Origin of the sequence: Butyrivibrio sp. AE3006 (assembly GCF_000424165.1) — a bacterium.
Lineage (GTDB): Bacteria > Bacillota > Clostridia > Lachnospirales > Lachnospiraceae > Butyrivibrio.
Map to the genome: position 1 here is coordinate 25975 of NZ_AUJJ01000030.1, position 19673 is coordinate 45647.

Genomic DNA, 19673 nt, shown 5'->3' on the forward strand with positions numbered 1-19673 from the left:
TATGCGCATACGGGACTTGAACCAGGGATTCACGGAGCACCATTAGAACATATTATGACAACGTTTCCGCTCTATTGGCTATATTCTGCTTAAAGTTGATGACATCGTGATTGTACTCTTCATCCATGAAAGTTGAGTGAATGAGGAAATCCGCTGTGGCTTTGTTGTTGGCAAAAGGGATATCATAAACCTGCGCAATTCTCATTAGCGCCTTTACGTCAGGATCATGAGGTGCAGCAGTAAGCGGATCAGAGAAGAAAATGACAAAATCTATCTTGCCCTCTACTATCTTCGCACCAATCTGCTGATCTCCACCCAAAGGACCAGAGTTATAGCCTCTTACAGGCAGGTTCGTTGCATCGGTTATCATTCGGGCTGTCGTACCTGTTCCACATAAAAAGTGGTTCTTAAGAGTTTCCGCATTATCTTTGCACCATTGTATGAGCTCTGCCTTTTTCCCATCGTGGGCGATAAGTGCAATATTCTTCTGTTTCCCGATAGTAAGTGTAATTGTATCTGTCATAGCCGCTCTCCTTTTTTGCGTTATTTTTCAAAAAGGAACCTCTCCGGAAGTGAAACTGCAAAATCCTTAGCAAGATGCCTGAAATCGTCTGGTGTTATCGTCTGTCTCTTAGCGCCAGTCATAGATAGCGTTTTTACGAGGATTTCTGCAGACTTTTCAACTGTATGCATAAGTCCAAAGGTAAGGTCAAAATCTTCTCCGGCAGCAAACATTCCATGATGAGCCCAGATAGCCACATCATATTTTTCCATGAGCTTACTGGTTTCCACAGCAATCTCTCTGCCCCCGGGTACCATCCAAGGTACTACGCCTATTCCATCAGGGAATACCACAGGGCATTCAGTCGCCATCTCCCAAAGTTCTCTGGTAAAAGCTTCATCTGTAAGTGGCAACACAAATGTCAACGCAATGGTATTTGTGGTATGTGCATGATAGATTACTCTGTATTTTCCGTTTGTCACACGTTTTTTCACCTCATGGTTCATAAGGTGTGAAGGCAACTCAGAAGTTGGTCTCCCGCCATTGACCAGCCCCCACATAACGCGGTAGTTCTCACCTTCTTCGTCAAGCTCAATAATTCCGAAGCTGTCCTCAGGCTTTATTATAACATTTCTGAAGAACTTGCCAGAGCCTGTTACCATAAGAAACTCTCCGGCAAGGTCAGGCACTGATGTTCCAATTTCCTTCCACTCTCCGGCCTTAAACTCCTCTTTTACCAGCTCCACCTCTTCCGGCTTCATTCTGTAAGACAGATTTCCGCCGTTTCTCTCATGCCAGCCCTGTTCCCAGCCGTCATTTGCCATTCTGATAAATCCCTTTGTAAACTCAGCATCTAAAACTCTCATTGTCCTTTTATCTCCTATCATCAGACCCTCTTCGAAAGAACGTCGATTTCATATCTCTCAATTTCCTGGTACCAACTTCCATCCTGAGGAACTTTACATCTATCACAGTATTCATTCCACACCTCTCCGAAAGGCATGGTCTTAAGCTCCTCCTGCATGATCATGAGCTTCGTAAAGTTCGATTCATCCTGCAGCTTTTTTAGCTCCTCATGAGGTGTAAGAAGAGCATTCAAAAGAGCTTTCTGTGTATTTCTAAACCCAGTTACCCAGGCACCTATCCTGTTGATGGATGCATCAAAATAGTCTAATGCCATAAATACTGAGCCATCAAGTCCGCCGCAGCGCACAATCTCTTTTGCAATTTCCTTTGTCTCATCATCAAAAAGAACTACGTGGTCTGAATCCCAACGAACCGGCCTTGTGATGTGAAGAGCAATGTTTGGATAGAAAGACAAGAGCGCAGGAATCTTGTCACTTACAACCTCTGTAGGGTGATAGTGGCCGTTGTCCATAAGAGGAATGCACTTGTCAGAATGAGTTGCTGCAAAAGACAGTGTGAACTCAGCACTACCTACTGTATAGGACTCTACTCCAATTCCGAAAACCTTTGACTCAACGCAGGGCTTAACCTTATTAAAATCAAAGGGTTCGGAAAGAATCTGCTCGATAGAATCCTTATATCTGTCCCTTGGTCCCTTACGGTCTGCAGGAATGTCCTTGAAGCCATCTCCTGTCCAGATGTTCATGACACAGGTCTCGCCAAGTTCTTCTGCGATGTACTGAGAAATTCTTATACATGCCTTTCCATGCTCGATCCAGAACTTTCTTGTATCCTCGTTTGGAGAAGAAAGGGTAAGCGGGTCACATTTAGGATGAGAGAAAAAGGTAGGATTGAAATCACAACCCAGATTCCTCTCCTTGCAGAAATCCACCCACTTCTTAAAGTGTTTGGGCTCAAGTTTATCTCTGTCTACCCAGCCTCCGTTTTCATCATCAAAAATTGCATAGCAGGCATGAAGGTTCATCTTGGCTCTTCCCGGAATCAGCTTTATTACCTCATCGATATCTGCCATAAGCTCCTCTGGAGTTCTTGCTCTTCCGGGATAATTTCCGGTGGTCTGGATTCCTCCTGTCAGAGGCTTATCCGGATCTGTATCGAAGCCTCTGACATCATCTCCCTGCCAGCAATGAAGGGCAATCTCTGCCTCTTTAAGCTTTTCGATTGCTTTTTCTGTATCAATTCCAATTGCTGCATATTTTTCTTTTGCTTCTGTGTAGCTCATTTCTCATTTCCTCCTGATCTTGTATGGATTAACTCGTCCTTATCGTTTAATTATCTTATTTCGCTTTTATTCCCAGACTTTCATGCCCCATATTTCTGAATTTCAAAGCTCTCGTAAATGCAGTTTCTTGCATCCTGCAAATCCTTAAATAACCCCGCATTTATCATCTGTACCACAAGATTTCCGATGGCTGTACCTTCAATTGGCCCTGCATATACGGGAAGTCCGGTAGCTTTTGCAGTAAGTTCATTGAGATATGTGTCCTGACAGCCTCCACCTATGATATTCACATATGTGATTTCTTTTCCTGTGATCTTACCAATCTCCTTTACAGTATCTGCATAACATGCAGAAAGACCTCTGTAGACAGTCTGCATTATCTCCCCAACCGACTCCGGTACCGGCTGGTTCTTAGCCTTGCAGTACACTTTAATTGCATTTATCATGCTTACCGGCGAAAGAAAGAGCTCATCATTTACATCAATATCAGCCACAAATTTCTCACTTCCCCTGGCCAGCCTTATCAGATCCGGAAAGCTGTATTTTTTGCCACCAGCATATTCGCTCTTTCTTCCTTCAACGTACTCTGTACCATTCAGCTCACGTCTTATGGACTGTATGATCCAGAGCCCCATGATGTTCTTTAAGAATCTGTATCTATACCAGGCGCCGCCTTCATTGGTAAGGTTTTCCTGCCTTGCAGCCTCGGTGGTTATGGGCTCTTCGTTCTCAATCCCCAAAAGGCTCCAGGTTCCACTGGATAGAATTATCGAATTCTCATCCCTTGAAGGAACCGCAAGAAAAGCAGAGCCTGTATCATGGGTTGCAGGAAGAATGACTGTTGCGCAATACCCGACCTCGTCCTGTATCTCTTTTGTAAAAGAGCCAACGACAGTGCCAGGCATTGACAGCTCCCCGAAAAGATTCTGAGGTAGTCCCAGCATAGAAATAAGCTCTTTATCCCAGGTCTTTGTCCCTGCATTTACTAGGCCTGTGGTTGTGGCATTGGTGTATTCCTGTTTTCTTACACCTGTAAGCCTGTAGTTAAAATAATCCGGTATCATAAGAAGTGCGTCCGCTTTTTCAAGCACTTCCGGATCATCCTCCTTTTGAGACATCAGTTGATAAATGGTATTGAAGGACTGTTTCTGTATTCCGCACTTTTCATAGAGCTCTTTTTCGCTTATGATTGCAGAAATCAAATCGTCCATGCCCTCAGTCCTTAAGTCCCTGTAGGCCACAGCATCGCCGATCAGCTCTCCCTTCTCATCAAGAAGTACATAATCCACGCCCCAGGTATCAATCCCCACGGTCTCGGGTATCATATTCTGTCTTTTGCATTCCTTAAGACCTTCGATGATCCCCTTCCATAGATGATCCAAATCCCACACAAGATGTCCATTTTTCTTAAGCTGATGGTTATCAAACCGGTGGATCTCCCTGAGAATCATCTTCCCATCTTCTAACCAGCCAATCATGTGCCTCCCGCTGGAGGCGCCTATATCAATTGCAAGAAAATATTTATTCATATCGATACAGTACTCCTAAGCGTCAAGAAATAAGCATTTCATCTACCATTCTGATAACACGTGATGCGTTGATTTCCATCTGTCTCCTGGAGAGCTTACCTTCCTTGATAGCAGAAAGCACGTTTTCATAATCCTTCTTTCCTCCAGGCATAAACAGATCTCCACCTGCGCCCGCCACTTCATTTGAAAGCGCATTCCTGTAAATGGATCTTTTGCTGTCCATAACAGTCATAACCCAGTCAGTCATGACGATTCCTTTAAACCCAAATTCTGATCTGAGAATATCCTGTATCAGCCCTCTATGCTCAGAAGTATGCGTTCCGTTAAGCAGGTTGTAGCTTGTCATCACAGCTTTGGGCTGTGATTTTCTTACGCAGATTTCAAATCCGCGGAGATATATCTCACGCATGGCACGTTCACTTACATGGCTGTTATTGCAATAACGGTTTGTCTCTGCATTGTTTGCAGCATAGTGTTTAATGGTAGTCCCACAGCCTTTATGCTTCTGAACACCTTGGGTCACCGCCGCCGCAATGAGGCCGGAAACCAATGGATCTTCAGAGTAATATTCAAAATTTCTTCCGCATAGTATGCTTCTGTGAATATTCAGGGCAGGAGCAAGCCAGAGATTTATTCCCATCTCTTCCATTTCACTTCCTACCATATCCCCAAAGCTATAAGCAAGGTCTGTGTTAAAGCTCTGGGCAATGGCTGTTCCTATCGGGATTCTGGTAGCATAGTGTTCTCTGATCACTGCACCTTTAGGTGCCTTTTTTCCTCCTGTTACCTTTAAAGCTATGAACTTAACCAAAGGATTCATGACTTCTAGCATACTATCCGGGATCATTCCTGCACCGCTGGCATCATGAGCTCCATTTTCATCCTCGTAGTACTTTTTGGCAAGTCTGAGTCCTGCAGGACCATCAGCCATAATAAGAGGTTTAATTCCTTTTCCGGTAAGCTTGGATGTGGTTTCACCCGCAGCACCTGCGACATGGGTTGCAGCATTACCGATGATACTTAGTCCTTTCTGCTTTTCGTTGAAACTACCTATCGCAAGATAAGCAAGCTCCTCATCCGTTAATGACTTAGCTCTTTCATCCACGTCTTCTTCGACATCATATATTAGTTCCGTACAATTTATGTCATTAGAATTTATAGTCAGTTTCTGCACTTCTTCCGGAATACTCTCATTCGAATGTCTTTCCATAAAAAGATCTTTAAAGCCTGGATCTCCAAGGCAATTCCTTGCTTTTGTGACACATATGGTTTCATCAAGATTTATCACAGCAACAACATTTGTGTTGTCCGAGCTGTTTCCGCACCTTATGATATAGTCTCCCTTTTCAAGAATATATGCGCTGGTCTCTTCATCATAGGATGATAGATCAGAGAGCCTGAAAGAAATGTCTGTCTGTTCTTCGCATCCCGGTTCCAGCAGAGATGTCTTGGAAAAGCCTGCCAGTTCCTGATATGCCTTATCAAGCTTTCCATCAGGCAAAGAGACATATACCTGAACAACCTCTTTTCCTGAATAGTCTCCATCATTTTTCACATTAACGCTGACGGTTATAAAATCACCAGATGCACTTACGGATAACACCTTCTGCTCAAAACTGGTGTAAGACAATCCATACCCAAATGAGAATAAAGGCTTTTTGCACGCAGTGTCAAAATACCTGTACCCTACATATATTCCCTCTCTGTACTCTGTGTCATTCCAGTCGCCAAAAGTGCCTTCGTGACAGTAGTCTTCATAAGAAGCCCAGGTTGTGGTAAGTTTTCCAGAAGGATTCTGCTTCCCAATGAGGATATCTGCAAGAGCTCTTCCGCAGTCTGTTCCAAGCTGAGATAAAAGAAGGATATTTCCAACTTCCATTACAGGAGAAAGATCGACAGCTCCGCCTACATTAAGCACCAGCATGAAACGCTCATACATTTTGTTAAGTGCTAAAATGTCTCTGACTTCAGATGCAGCAAGCTTTACATCTCCTTCTACCACCCCTCTGTCGCTTCCCTCCCCGGAATTGCGGGAAAGAACATAAATAGCTGTATCACCCGTCTTATCAATGTGGATGCTATGCCATGGTTCTGTCATTTCCTTTCCCATGGCATACATGATCACATTCTCATGCTTTTCTTTTGCTTCTTTTTTCAGGTTTTTGTAAAAGGTATTCTTTGCAACTTTTCTGACCTGGTCATACTCATCCAGCCATTTTTTAGTTGTTATCTCAAAGCCCGCTTTTTCCAGCCCCTGCTCGATGGTATATGCAAATCTTGTATTAACCTCACCGGATCCTGTTCCGCCCATGACTGTGTATCTCATGCCGGCACCATAAGCTGCAAGCTTACATGGTTTATCAATGGGAAACTTTCCATCATTTTTTAACAGAACGGTACACTCAGCTGCATTTTTAAGCACTAAAGCGCGGTGTTCTTTTTCATACTTTTGCATATCTCTTCTCCTGTTATTGTTAGTGTTTCATTAAAAATCTGCTTTACCTGGTCCTACTTCCAATCCCTCTTTCCCCGGAAGTATTACCATTGCATCCGTGTTTGCCGGGACTTCAATGTGATAACTGTACTCACCATCATCTTTTTTATCCCATCTACAGAAAACTGTTCCATATACGCTGTCATATGAAAACTCTGCAAAATCAAAGTGTCCGCCGGGGTGAGGTGCAATGATAAAATGATTTTCTCCAACCACCCTGATTCCACACATCGCCTCAAATATCCACTGACATACAGCACCCTTGGAGTAGTGGTTCAAAGATGCGATTCCGCCGCCTTTTCCATTATTCGAATCCGGTCCATCCCAGTCTTCCCATATTGTTGTCGCTCCGGATTTCGGCATTGAAAGCCATCCGGGCTTTTCCTCATTCTCCAGAAGCTTATAAGCATATTCGATATCAATATCTTGAAGAACATATGGTAAAAGAGGTGTTGATAAAAAGCCTGTTCCTACTCTCCATTTATAGTTTTCCAGAGCCTTTATCAGTCTCTTTTTCGCATATTCAGTCTGTTTTTCATTAAGCATACCAAAGTACAAAGGTCTTACGAGTTTTGCCTGTCTGTCCGTGTCGAGAGAGTACTTTGGATCCTCAACGAGCTTTTGATAGGCACGTTTTGCACCTTCCGCATACTCTTTGTAAAGATTTATGTCTTCTGTTTTTCCAAGGGCACCGGCAATCTCAACCATAAGAGTCATGACATAGCTCATGTAAGCTGTTGAAACCTCCGGCTGTGACTTTATGAAATCCTTAAAACTCATGGCATGGACATCTGAAGGTTCTGCCCACTCGCCATAGTGCTGGCCGTTGTTGTAAATATACTTTTTTTCTTTTCCTTTTACTGAATGCTTCTCTGAATTTAACAGACTCTCTTTTCCCGCGCGTTCCATAACATATCCGGCGTACTTTTTCATTGAATCATAATATTTTTCAATGATCCTGATATCCCCGTTCTGTTTCCAAAGGCGATAAGGAATGATTACTCCCGCATCTGACCATCCCGATGATCCGTTCATTCCACGCATATATGAGTCAGTGCCACCCTCCGGTGCAATCTGAGGAAAGCACCCGTCTTTAGTCTGCCAATCGCAGAGATCTGTTTCATATTTCATGGCAAAAGGAGCGTAGTTTACCATATAACCTGCAGTGCCAATAAATATCTGGGCATCTCCGCTCCAGCCATGACGTTCTCTTGTCGGGCAGTCCGTCGGAAGATCTGCGGAATTGTTCTTAAGCGACCAGAGTGTATTCTGCACAAACTGGTTCAGAAGCCTGTTTGAACTGTCAAACTTAAAGGTCGTTTCAAAATCAGAATAAACCGCAATAGCAGTCATGTTCTCCAAATCAATATGAACATCAGATTCCACCAGTACATACTGAAAGCCAAATATGGCGAATCTTGTCTTATAGTGGTTCTGTCCATCCTTACATATGTATTTTATCTGCTGAAGTGGTGTGATGAGGTTCTTTCTAACACACTGAATATTGTGCTGAGTAAATTCTCCAGCCTCGTCCAGCTTTTCTCCAAAGCGAAGGAAAACACGCTGCCCTTCATCAGCTACAACGTCAAATTCCACGTAACCTGCAATATTCTGGCCAAAGTCAAAGATTGTTTTCCCCTGAGGCGTCCTGATCACATTCTTAACAGATAACCTCTCCTGCTCTTTGAGTGCAAAATTGTTGGATGCTGTTGGTATCACATTGTGGTATGTTTCCTTAGCAGTCCACCACTTTGCCTTCTCAAAATCTTCTCTTCTGGCATCGTAGTTTTCTCCATCCTTGTTATCTGCAAAGCGGATTGGCCCTTCATTTGTCCACTCAAAAGATTCATCAGTGCAGATTACCTGAACCTCTCCATCCTCATATGTGATCTCAATCTGGGCAAGGAGCTTCGTTTCGCTGCCATAATAATTCTTCATTCCCCAGGCACCGACCGAGCCCCTGTACCATCCGTCAGCCAGCATGAAAAAGACTTCATTCTTTCCCTGGATAATCTTATCTGTAATATCAGCGGTCTGATACTGGACTCTTTTGCGGTAATCAGTAATTCCGGGTGCCAGACAGAACTCACCTATTCTGTCTCCGTTGATACTTCCTTCATATATCCCACAGGCAGTCATATATGCTCTTGCTGATTTAACTTTCTTTTCCCCGGTCCAGAATCTTTTTCTGAAGCAGTCAACAGGGTATCTGTTCTTCTTGTTTACCTTATAATTTCCGGTGATCCATCTTGCCTTCCAGTCATCGTTATTTAAAAGACCTAGCTCAAAAGAGGCAGTATCACTCTCTTCACCCTCAATATCATTTTCGTCCCAGAGTTTTACTGTCCATTCAATCCTGTCACGACTTCCAAGTGTTTCTCCGCCCCAGATCACAAGGTGCATCTGGTCTGAGTTCACTTTCCCGGAATCCCAGACGGTTTCGTCTTCCATTTTCGCAATGATCTGATATGCGCTCTGCTTATTGCCGCCTTCACAGTTCCATGAAAGTCTGGGTCTTACTATATCTATTCCTATTGGATCAGTTAAATATTCGCACCTTAGTCTGACAGCTTTCATTATCATTTTCCTTCCTTATTTCTCTCATTAAGCTCACTCATGATCTTGCCATAAATCTTCTCCAGGTCGTAACGGCTAAAGATCACTGCCATAACAACAAGCAAAAACAGTGGAACATAGATTGAAAATGCAAAGATTCCGCCATTTACTGCAGCTGGCTGCTCAGCAACAGCTGCGCCGGAAATAAATCCACATGCGCCAAGGATCCATCCAATAAGTGATCCTCCGATTCCGGAACCAATCTTTGATCCGAAAGAGCTTGCTGAGTTACTCATTCCGATCATTCTCTTTCCAAACTTCCAGTCATTGTACTCAACACAGTTATTTACCATTGCACCCATAAGACACATGATCGGAATATTGGCAAAGGTTGCCATGCTTCCTCCGACAAGACATGAAACAAGGCTGTAAGGAGTAAATACACGGGCGATGCAGCCAACTATTCCAATAACACAGCCGATAAGACATGTTTTTGCCATTCCGAATTTCTTTGTCATCGGACCAACTAATATGAATCCAAGGAAAGTCGGGATAAGTCCAACGGCACCAAGAAGTGCCACAATGTTGTCATTTCCGAGGATATATTTTGCATAATATGCTCCGCCTGAGCTGGACAGTCCATAAGAAATGTTCATAAAAAGATTTGCAACGAGCATCAGAACCCAGTACTTGTTTTTAAACAAAAGACCTATCTCCTGGGCAAAAGACATCTTCTCTTCCTCCAGCTCATCCACTGACTTCTTTTCTTCTGAACCATTTTCCTTTGAGCTTCTGTAAAGAACGATCATGCTAAACGCTGAGATAGCTGCCATAATGACTGCCACCTTTATCCACGCTGCCTGATTTCCCCCCAAGGCATTTGTAATAGGTATAAGACCGATCGCTATGATCATACCGATGGCATAACCGAATACTGCACGGAAGATACCCATTTTGCCTCGTTCTTCAACACTGTTTGTCCTCATGGCCATCATAGCACCATAAGGTATGGCAACAGCAGTATAAACCACAGCAGTGCAAAGGATGTTGGTTAAAAGAACATATCCCGCCTGAAGCCCCGAAGCAGCTCCTGCAGGAACTGTGAAAAGCAGTACCATGATCGCTGCAACCGGTATTGCCATTATCTTAAACCACGGTCTTGCCTTACCATCCTTAAAATGAACTGAATCCATGATCTTACCCATGATAAGATCTGTAAAAGCGTCAAGTATCTTGGCTATGATCAGCATTGTAGCAACAGATGCTGCAGCCAGTCCGACCTTTTCTGTATAGAAGTAGGTCAATTGTCCTACCAGACAGCTTAGTGCATTAAGCGGTATCTGCCCAATTCCATCTCCCAAAAAATCTCCAAACCTCATGGTCTTCTGGATTCCCATTGAATCCACGCCAAGTTCTTTTTTTCTTCCCATAATAACCTCCTGATTATTGTCACGGCTTTTGCTATTTGCCATATTTCTCTTTCTATTGACAGTCTATCAGGAGCCCGCTTATCATTATTGTAATAGTATGACGCAATATTGTAATTTTGTGACTATTTGAGGTTTCCTATGGAAAATGCATTTTTTCAGGCTTTAAGCTACATCTATAATGCCACCTATGTTCCAATCCACTACTACAAAGATAGTGTATGCCTTCTTTCTTTCCCGGTAATAGATATGCCAACTGAACTGGCTTCTGCTATCAGCGGAATACTTGGCAAGTCCACAACCAGCCTATACCATTACCAGACTGAAGAAGGGCTTCATATTGGCTATGTAGGAAGCGATCTTAGCAATGAAGCTGTTGTTGTAGGTCCCGTTAGCAGTATGGCTGTGACTGATGAATTCATAGACGCTATCATCCTAAAATATGGTGTTTCTATTGAAAACAAAGACAAGATCAGAGAGTTTTTTGTTCAGACGCCGGAGTTTTCAATCATACAGTTCTTGAATATTCTTGCCATGATCAATAAAGAACTCACCGGTAACTACGTAGACATTTATGAGACTTTTAACCTCTTTGACAGAGAAAAGGAGGCGGAGGTAGGAGAAAGCCATTCTAACACCCTGTATGAGCGAAAAGAAACTGAGAACTTTCATGATACATATTTCTTTGAACAAGAATACTATGGCTACGTGGAACGCGGTGATATTGCCGGTCTTGAAGCCATGATCAGAAATATCCCCAGAATAAATGAAGGAAAAGTTGCTCCAGATTCACTTCGTCAGGCAAAAAACATATTCATCGCTTCAATGGCCCTGGTAACCAGGCACTCCATCTCAGGTGGACTTGACATCGAAACAGCCTACCAATTGTCAGATATGTATATTCAGGAGGCTGAACGTATGTCAGACGCTTCTTCAGTTACTCTTCTTAATGCCACGGCAGTTATGGACTTTACCAAGCGTGTAGCCGAATCCAAAATTCCTCAGGGAATGGAGACGGACATATATATGGCTATCCAGTACATAGCAAACCACGTCAATCAGAATATTTCAGTAGAAGATGTTGCCGCATACCTTGGGATAGACCGAAGCACTCTTTCACGAAAATTTAAAAGAGAACTGGGATTTAACATAAGCAGTTATATAATGCGCAGAAAACTGGAAGAAGCAAAGAGCCTCCTTAAATTCACTGACAAAAGCATCAGCGAGATAAGTGAGTATCTTTGCTTCTCAACACAGAGTTATTTTCAAAATGTATTTAAAAAGAAATATGGAATGACTCCAAAGGAGTTCAGAAATAGTTAAATATCCAGTTCCGAGACCATCTTGGGATACTCACGAAGCTCGCTTTCTTCATGAAGCGGATTCCATACCTGCGCGAAAAACTTATCCTTTTTGGCTCTCATTCCGTAGTTCCAGGATTTTCTTTCGCACTCATCACACCAGTGCCCACCTTCAAGAATAAGGCGTGGACTGCCTTTAAAATGATGTCCGAACTGACATGTAAACTCAAGGGGAGTTTTCCAGTCACCGGTCTTCATTTCTTTGGAATCACAACTGCCGCCTCTGAATTCCGCCGCTTTCTTCATATCCTCCAGAGTAAGCTCTGATTCGTGCTTGGATTCATCATAGCCATGGTCTATGTGTACAACTTTATCCCAATCAGTAAATTCTTCCATCTGGCTCAGCTTTTTGGGAAGCTTTTCCCAGGCCTTTTTGCTGCCCCAGTATGCATCGATATGGTCTTCCATGTTTTCATCCAGCCAGTGCTTTGTCCCATGCTCTGAATTTAAGTCTTTTTTGAAGGTTGACTTTATAATACTTCCCATGAGTTTCTGACCACCGGGAAGCTTTGTTATCACTTTACCTGCGGTAACTGCGCGGCCAAGGTCCTTTAGATATGCGTCATAAAAGTACTGCATGGAATCACTTCTGAAATGAAGGTATTTCTCCAGTTTGTCGGAATCGAGATAATACTGACCATGGAAATTCCTTGTGGCATACATCTTTGGATCGATCACCGGATCAAGGCTCTTAAAGCCCAGAACACCGTACATATCCTTGTACATTTCATAAGTGCTCACGCGGCAGCTCTCACCGCCGCCAATATTGTAGATGTGTCCCCAGAAACTCTCATCCAGGGTTCCATCGGCATCGAATGCTGCAAGATTTCTCATAGCTCTTCCGCTGTCCCTGTCAGAAGCATACTCAAGCACGTTGAAAATGCAGTTGTGGAACTGGATAGCATCACGGATCTTGGCCATAGCCGGTCCGATGATTCCTGTCTGCCTTAGAGATACCCAGTAATTTAGGCCACTATCGATAACGTAGCGCTCTGCCGCAACTTTGGAAACCGCGTAGTAATCAAACATACTTGGCTTTATCGGATCCCCGACCCTTCCCCAGTGTATAGGTGGCATTCTGTCACCGGTTTCTGCCACGGTTCCGATATATACAAACTTATAGCTATCCTCTTTACCGCTCTTCTTTATGGCTTCTATCATATTCACAACAGAACCGTAATTATTCTGCATTGCTTTTTTTGGATAATAGTCTGCTGCAGGGGACACAAATGCTGCAATGTGAAGTACCATGTCGCTGTCAGCAATACATCCGTAAACATCATCCCTATTAAGAAGATCTCCATAACGAATGGACAGACCTTCCCTGCCTTCATAACTGTCAAACAGGTTATGATTCTTTTCACTGTCCCTCACCAAAATAATGAGGTCATAGATTTTACCTATGTCAGGGAGCATCTGCTTAAAGCTCTCAAATCCCATTCCTCCACCTGCACCTGTCATAAAAACAACCGGTAACTTATTCGCACTCATATCATTCGCCTTTCATTCCTACTACTTTTGCCTTGCCATCAAGTACATCGACACAGAGCTTAATTGAGTCTCCGATTGCCCTGTCAATGTCGTCCTCTTCAACATGAAGCGGCTCGCATCCAAGTTTCTTATCAATAAAGAGATTGCTGCACTGAAGATCCGTAAACTTCACCATATGAAGTCCGCCCTGGATATTCTTTGCTGCCTGCTCCTTCATCAGCTTTTTTCCGCCCATAGCGTACATCCAGTTAGGTATTGTGATAACCTTTCTTCCCTCGCATCCAAGGTACTTATGAACGATAGCAAGCATCTCTTTCCATGTCATATTGTAATAACCGATTGGGTAACAGTGTCCTCCCTTGTTGTATTCAAGAGCTCCTGCCAGAGCCTGTCCAACCTGATGAACTGTTACCATTGTGGTTCCGCCCTTGGGATATAGCGTAGCTTTCTTCATGCTCCTGATCTGTTCTACAAGGAATACCCATACAGGCTTTCTTCCGGGCTGAGTTCCGAAAATATATGGAAGCTCCAGAACTGCTACATCAAAGCCGTCACCGGCAAAAGACATCGCTATCTCTTCCTGGTCAATTCTGCTTCTTATGTACGGATGCCACTTTGTTAATTCAAGTTCAGGCCTTGTCTTGGCAAAATAGGAAAAGTATGATCCACAGATTGCAATATGCTTAACACCGCACTCCTTGGCAATAGCAAGAAGTCTCTTAAGTGGATCTATATTGTACTTTTTGAAAAGATCATAGATTGGAGCAGGGCCTTCAACTCTCTCATCCACTCCGGCTGCAAAAACAAATCCATCACACCCGGCCATGTAACCCTTTATTTCTTCATCTGACATCTCCAGATAGTTGCCATATTCAATTTTCATTTCAGGTGGCAAGACAGCTCCCTGAGGAAGCGGAGGTAACGCAACAGATGTCACTTCATGTCCCCTCTCAATAAGCACTTTGGCTGCTTCACTTCCGAGCAGTCCTGTTCCACCAATCATAAATACTTTCATCGACTTATCTCCTTTAATCAATATTCATAAGCAGGCTTTTCTTAGGTACGCCATGCTTATTCTCAAAATTAAACAATCCCATTGTTCCCCAGTCTTCATAGTCGGCAGCCCAGTAACGGATGCCTGCAACGCCATGGGTTTTACCCCAATCGATGACATCTTTATAAATGGCTGCCTGTCCATCTTCAGTATTTGCATATCCCTTTGTAGCCTTGTTCCATCCGGCAAAAGCCCCGGACATCTCTCCTGAAGGATATGCAAACTCTCCGATAAACACGGGTACATGGCACTTTTTGTTTATGGCCATAACAGTCTTTTTAAACAGAATCGTGGAATCTGCATACATGGATGGAGCACTAGGATAATAGCTGATCCCCGCAACATCCACGGAATATCCATTCTTTGCAAGGCAGTTAAAATATTTTGCACAGGAATTAGGAGTCATAACCACAGTTGCAATATGAGTTGAAAACTTAACATTGGAGGAGTCAATTCCGAGTTCTTCGTATGCTTCCAGGATTCCCTCTTTTACAGCCGCAAACTCGCTTGCATTGTATCTCCAGATATTCTTCTCTAACCATCCGGGATTAAACAGTGGGAGTAGATATCTCATAAAATCCGGAACTCCGGCAAGCTTTTCATTTACAGCTGTCTTAAGCCCAAGGCTGACTCCTGCAAATCCAAAGTTAGCTTCATTTCCAAGATTCCAGTTCTCCACTGTGCATCCGGTATTCAATATCTCTTTTGCCAGGAACCTGCCATATGCTTTAAGCAGAATATTTATCTCATCTAGCGAAAGCTCAGACCAGTCCTTCCCATTTTGAAGAGCAAAAAGCTCGGGATACTCATCAAACTTTGGGGCCTGCTGCTTTTCCATATCCATGTAGGTGTATGCACACATTACCTCAGGATTAATAGGGATATTTAATTTGGCTGCCAGCTTGCAAAGCTCTATGGCCTGATCAAAAGTATGAACGTTGGCATTGGTATCAACCTCTCCATCAGTCACATCCTCATCTGTTATGTGCCTCTTTGTGGCTATGCGCACATACATTTCTGTAGCGCCTTTATCTATATATAACTGCTCCAGTTCTTCTATGGAGCTTATCTGCCTGCCTTCATACTCATAGGTGTATCCTTCGTCAAAAGCCCTTGCTGTAAACGGGCTGACCGATAGCGCCATTCTGAAATTCTCATTATTATCAGCCGCTGCGTATCCGATTTCTGTGTATAAGAATTGAGCAGTAAGAACTTTAAGCACAACACATATAACTATCAGAAGTATTGCAAGGCCTACCTTATGGCCTGTCTTCATTTTCTTTAACCTTTCAAGAAAACCTGTCATTTTTTCCTTCATTTACAACCTCCAAAAAATCTCCATTTGCAATAACAAGTCACTGTATGTATAATATGGACACCGTGTATTATTTACAACTTGCAATATTCTTTAAAACGTCGTAAACAATACATATTTTTTAAAAGTGTACGAAGTTAACAGTTTTTTTAGATTTGGGAGATGGATAATGGCGACCAAGAACAACCGAAGAACCGTAATCACAAAGAAGATCTTAAAAGAATCATTACTGGAGCTTATGCAGAATAAGCCCGTCTCAAAGATCACCATAAAGGAAATATGCGACCTTTCAGATATGAGCAGATCAACGTTCTACCTCCATTATCAGGACCAGTTTGAACTTTTGGAGGACATAGAAAAAGAGGTCCTCGAAAAGACCTTCGAAAACCTCAGAAAAATTGACAGTCCCATGAACACCATGGAATCCATCGAAGCATTTTTAAATTATGTAAAAGAGCATCGGACCACTTTTGGAGTACTCCTCTGCCAGCCGGAAAACGAACTCTTTCAGCAGAGCATTATTTCCAATGTGCAGAAATATGTTCAGGAATCAGCTCCCGAAATAGATGAGATTCCCACTGCGCGATACGTATACACCTTTATTATGTATGGAAGTCTTAACGTAATAAAGATTTGGATACACAATAATTTTGACGCAGATACACATGATCTGGCTGAAGTCATATATCATTCCTGTAATAATATTGCACAAAGCCATAAATGAATTCTTACGAAGCTGTAAACCGTTATTTCCCACATATATTATTGGCGCGCTTACAGAAATTTGCTCCAGGGATTCACGGAGCACCATTAGAACATAAAAAAAGTGTTCCGACGCTATATGAGTCATCGGAACACCATAGACCGACGCAGCATGGCATTTCCATCCTTGCAATAGTAACATCCCTTATGTCCTTGTTACTGATAACTTCTGTCAGTTTCTCAGTGTAATCTCCCTCATCCGGTTTGGGACATCCGATCATTGTAAACCTGCCTTGCATCAGAAAAAGAAAAGTATAAAACTTTATTCGACAGGGTAAATGAAACAACAATACTATAAAATTCGAGGCATTTAAGCTCTCTTATGTTTAAAGTGATGCTGTCTGGGTTTGTGCTTAAATGCAACTATGTTTAGAGGCTTTTCATCCTTTTTTGCATAATTCTCATATGCCTTCTTATAGTGTTTCTGTCCGGCCCAGATATCGTCAGCTACAGGCGCCCACTCTTTTGCGTAATCATCACACTTTGCACACAGATGCTCAACACTTTCTTCGGATTCTTCATTTGTACCATGAGCTTCTGATCTTTCGACCATATCCCTTAAAAGAGCCGGATTTTCAAGCATAGGGCACGGTCTTAAATGGTTCTTATTGAAAGGCTGGCCCTTATGGTATTCCATGAAAAGAGGACTTTGAAGCATCTCAAGTATTGAATGTGTATGTATATTGGTGTTGGAGAAGTGGACAAATACGCATGGTTCAGCATCTCCACTTGAATTGATGTGGAAATAGTTTCTTCCGCCTGCGATGCAGCCACCGACAGCTTCACCATCATTCTGGAAGTCCATAGGGAAGAATCCCAGGTCACATTTGACGCTTCTAAGGAACCTTATCTGATCCACCATCTTCTTTCGCTGCTCTACTGTAGGCATAAGCTCAGGAACAGCATTGTTTCCAACCGGCATGTAGTGGAAGAAAAATCCGAATCTAGCACCTTTTTCAGCAATGAACTCGATGAACTTGGGATCAGTCACTGCCTCGATGTTGTTTCTTGTATAGCAGATGGAAGTTCCATAAACTATTCCGTACTTTTTGAGTAGATCCATGGCATTCATTACTGCATCATAATGACCAAGGCCACGTCTTGCGTCATTAGTCTCAGGAGTTCCCTCGATAGAAAGCTGGAATGTGAGATTTCCAAGCCTTACAACTTCTTTACAGAAATCCTCATCAATAAGTGTTGAATTGGTATAGATAGAGAACTCAACATCATTGTGCTTTTCTGCCAGTTTCAAGATATCTTTCTTCCTTACAAGAGGTTCTCCTCCTGTCATCATGTAAAGATATACTCCCAGCTCTTTTCCCTGGGTAACGATTTTGTCCATATCTTCAAAAGACAGATTGTGCTTAGGTCCATAAGTACCTGACCAGCATCCCGCACAGTGCATATTGCAGGCGCTTGTAGGGTCAAAAAGAATAAGCCATGGGATATTGCATCCGTATTTTTCCCTGTTTGCCCTGATCATTTTTGTGCCTCTGAAAAATGCCTCATAGCCAAGATTGAGCATCATCATCTTTGCAACATGCGGATCTGTCTCATCTATTACTTTATTCAAAAACTTAACCCATCTGTTATCCGGATCTTTAAATGCCGCTCTTACTTTATCAAGGCTTTCTTTTCTGGCTCCATCTTTACCCCAGAATTTCTCTGCCTGGTCAACAAGCTTAAGATAAGTAGCAGTCCTGTTCTCCGTTTTATCGAGATTTGCAAGGAACCTGTCAATCAGTATGCTAAAAGCCTGTCTTTGTACTTTGTGAGAAATGTTTTTTGCTAATTCCATACTTGTTATGCCTCCCCAAACGATGCTACAATTATTCTGATGTAACAAGTGTAACGCCACAGCATATTAATAACAATGGCTCTACCATCGGACATGACAATATTTCGTTTAAGTGAACCGATGTTACATTCTTGCATTTTTTGTAACGTCGAGAGGGAGAAAAAATGAAAAGCTCAAAAGAATCTTTAACAGAAATGCAAAAAAAAGAAGTTCTGAGGATGAATAATAAGGAGTCCAATCAGCTGACAAGAGAGTGTCTGCAGCTTTCGCTTATGCATCTAATGAGCGAACACCCTTATGAGAAGATCACCATCAGCGAGATAGTACGCCGTGCAGGAGTATCAAGGACGGCGTTCTATCGAAACTATACAGATAAAGAAGATATCCTGCATGAGCTTGGGGATGAAATAATAAAGCGTATAGCGGAGATCAGCGAAAAGCCCGAACTGCACGAAAACCCACATCTGTGGTTCGAAGATATTTTTCGGGCTGTCAAAAACGATAAAGATATAATATCTCTGTTTGACCAAGCCGGAATTCTTCAGAATGAACTCTTTCTTGAAAAAGCGGTCTCAGAGCGGCTCTATCCTACAGCTGACCCAGAAAAGAAGTATCTCAGACTTGCTGCCGAAGCTGCCATTTTACAAATACTCATAAGCTGGTTCAGGGATGGGATGCAGGAAGACGAAAAACAAATGGCTGATATCTGCGTAAATATCTTTGATAACGCTTTGAGCAGACTGCCATAATTAACAAGGACCTCTTCTAACATGAGACATGATCCTTCCTGGCGTAAACGAAGTAATTCTTGCGCATATGAAGCTTGACCCCGGAATTCCCTTAGCACCAATAGAACATAAAATTCGGATATAATGCTCATTCCAGCAAACTGGAATTGAACAAAATCGCTGCGCGATGGCCTGCCTAGGCTGTGTGCAGTGATTTTCTTTTTATCAAAAAGGCAGTAGAAAGTAAGTCCTAATAGTAGTATTGTTGTAGTCGCGAAACTTAACAATCAAACAGGATCATTACTAACACTGCCATGAAAAGAATATCATTCGCTTGTGCAAAGTACAAGCATCATTTTGATGTACATGCACCTCCGAAGTTTTAGTTGTTCCTATCAATGACTATACTTTCGGAGGTTTTACTATGTATGATGAATATTTGAAAAAACTTGATGAAGCAGGAAAAATACGTAATCTTAAGGAACGTTCTATATCCTGCTATCATAA

Annotated in this window: 14 protein-coding genes and 1 pseudogene; 3 read left to right on the forward strand and 12 right to left on the reverse strand. The window is 42.6% G+C overall.

The features are described from left to right. Window positions 1-52: 52 nt before the first annotated feature. The 7 genes from G603_RS0114675 to G603_RS0114705 all read right to left on the reverse strand — a co-directional run bounded on the left by G603_RS0114675 (window position 53) and on the right by G603_RS0114705 (window position 10660). Entirely contained in the window at window positions 53-523 is a 471-nt protein-coding gene (locus tag G603_RS0114675) for a methylglyoxal synthase (RefSeq protein WP_024864895.1), read from the reverse strand. Window positions 524-543: 20 nt separating this feature from the next. After that, window positions 544-1368, reverse strand: coding sequence for a rhamnulose-1-phosphate aldolase (rhaD, locus tag G603_RS0114680; RefSeq protein ID WP_026519493.1), 825 nt, complete (start codon window positions 1366-1368; stop codon window positions 544-546). A 20-nt stretch (window positions 1369-1388) separates the two neighbouring features. Beyond that, window positions 1389-2651 carry an L-rhamnose isomerase gene (locus G603_RS0114685; protein ID WP_024864893.1) on the reverse strand — a complete coding sequence of 421 codons (1263 nt, stop codon included), beginning with the start codon at window positions 2649-2651 and terminating at the stop codon, window positions 1389-1391. An 80-nt stretch (window positions 2652-2731) separates the two neighbouring features. Then, the gene (gene rhaB, locus G603_RS0114690) at window positions 2732-4180 is read right to left on the reverse strand and encodes a rhamnulokinase (RefSeq protein WP_026670697.1); all 1449 of its coding nucleotides are present in this window, start codon (window positions 4178-4180) and stop codon (window positions 2732-2734) included. A 22-nt stretch (window positions 4181-4202) separates the two neighbouring features. After that, window positions 4203-6635 carry a beta-glucosidase gene (locus tag G603_RS0114695; RefSeq protein ID WP_024864891.1) on the reverse strand — a complete coding sequence of 811 codons (2433 nt, stop codon included), beginning with the start codon at window positions 6633-6635 and terminating at the stop codon, window positions 4203-4205. 30 nt (window positions 6636-6665) lie between these two features. After that, window positions 6666-9257 carry a family 78 glycoside hydrolase catalytic domain gene (locus G603_RS0114700; protein ID WP_049945245.1) on the reverse strand — a complete coding sequence of 864 codons (2592 nt, stop codon included), beginning with the start codon at window positions 9255-9257 and terminating at the stop codon, window positions 6666-6668. Then, window positions 9254-10660: an MFS transporter gene (locus G603_RS0114705; RefSeq protein WP_024864889.1), complete on the reverse strand. Its 1407-nt coding sequence runs from the start codon at window positions 10658-10660 to the stop codon at window positions 9254-9256. Before G603_RS0114705 ends, G603_RS0114700 begins: the two co-directional genes overlap by 4 nt. Before the next feature lie 138 nt (window positions 10661-10798). Between G603_RS0114705 and G603_RS20590 the strand changes: the two genes are divergently transcribed. Then, a complete protein-coding gene (locus G603_RS20590; protein WP_024864888.1) occupies window positions 10799-11980 on the forward strand; it encodes a helix-turn-helix domain-containing protein in 1182 nt (393 codons plus the stop codon). Here the strand turns inward: G603_RS20590 and G603_RS0114715 are convergent. The 3 genes from G603_RS0114715 to G603_RS0114725 are packed head-to-tail and all read right to left on the reverse strand — an operon-like array spanning window position 11977 to window position 15881. Beyond that, window positions 11977-13509, reverse strand: a complete 1533-nt coding sequence (locus G603_RS0114715) for an NAD-dependent epimerase/dehydratase family protein (RefSeq protein WP_024864887.1) — start codon at window positions 13507-13509, stop codon at window positions 11977-11979. The two genes, G603_RS20590 and G603_RS0114715, sit on opposite strands and share 4 nt — an antisense overlap. A 1-nt stretch (window position 13510) precedes the next feature. Beyond that, entirely contained in the window at window positions 13511-14524 is a 1014-nt protein-coding gene (locus G603_RS0114720) for an NAD-dependent epimerase/dehydratase family protein (RefSeq protein ID WP_024864886.1), read from the reverse strand. Window positions 14525-14537: 13 nt separating this feature from the next. After that, window positions 14538-15881, reverse strand: a complete 1344-nt coding sequence (locus tag G603_RS0114725; RefSeq protein WP_196804240.1) for a glycosyl hydrolase 53 family protein — start codon at window positions 15879-15881, stop codon at window positions 14538-14540. 166 nt (window positions 15882-16047) lie between these two features. On the opposite strand from G603_RS0114725, the gene G603_RS0114730 reads away from it, so the two are divergent. Next, complete coding sequence (locus G603_RS0114730) at window positions 16048-16602, forward strand: TetR/AcrR family transcriptional regulator (RefSeq protein WP_024864884.1); 555 nt, start codon at window positions 16048-16050, stop codon at window positions 16600-16602. Between the two features lie 136 nt (window positions 16603-16738). Here G603_RS0114730 and G603_RS0114735 read toward each other — a convergent pair. After that, window positions 16739-16867: pseudogene (locus G603_RS0114735) on the reverse strand (4Fe-4S ferredoxin); the annotation flags it as partial. Window positions 16868-16950: 83 nt separating this feature from the next. Beyond that, window positions 16951-18438 carry a radical SAM protein gene (locus G603_RS0114740; RefSeq protein WP_013282476.1) on the reverse strand — a complete coding sequence of 496 codons (1488 nt, stop codon included), beginning with the start codon at window positions 18436-18438 and terminating at the stop codon, window positions 16951-16953. Window positions 18439-18602: 164 nt separating this feature from the next. Between G603_RS0114740 and G603_RS0114745 the strand changes: the two genes are divergently transcribed. Next, window positions 18603-19187, forward strand: coding sequence for a TetR/AcrR family transcriptional regulator (locus tag G603_RS0114745; protein WP_013282475.1), 585 nt, complete (start codon window positions 18603-18605; stop codon window positions 19185-19187). The last annotated feature ends 486 nt before the right edge of the window (window positions 19188-19673 follow it).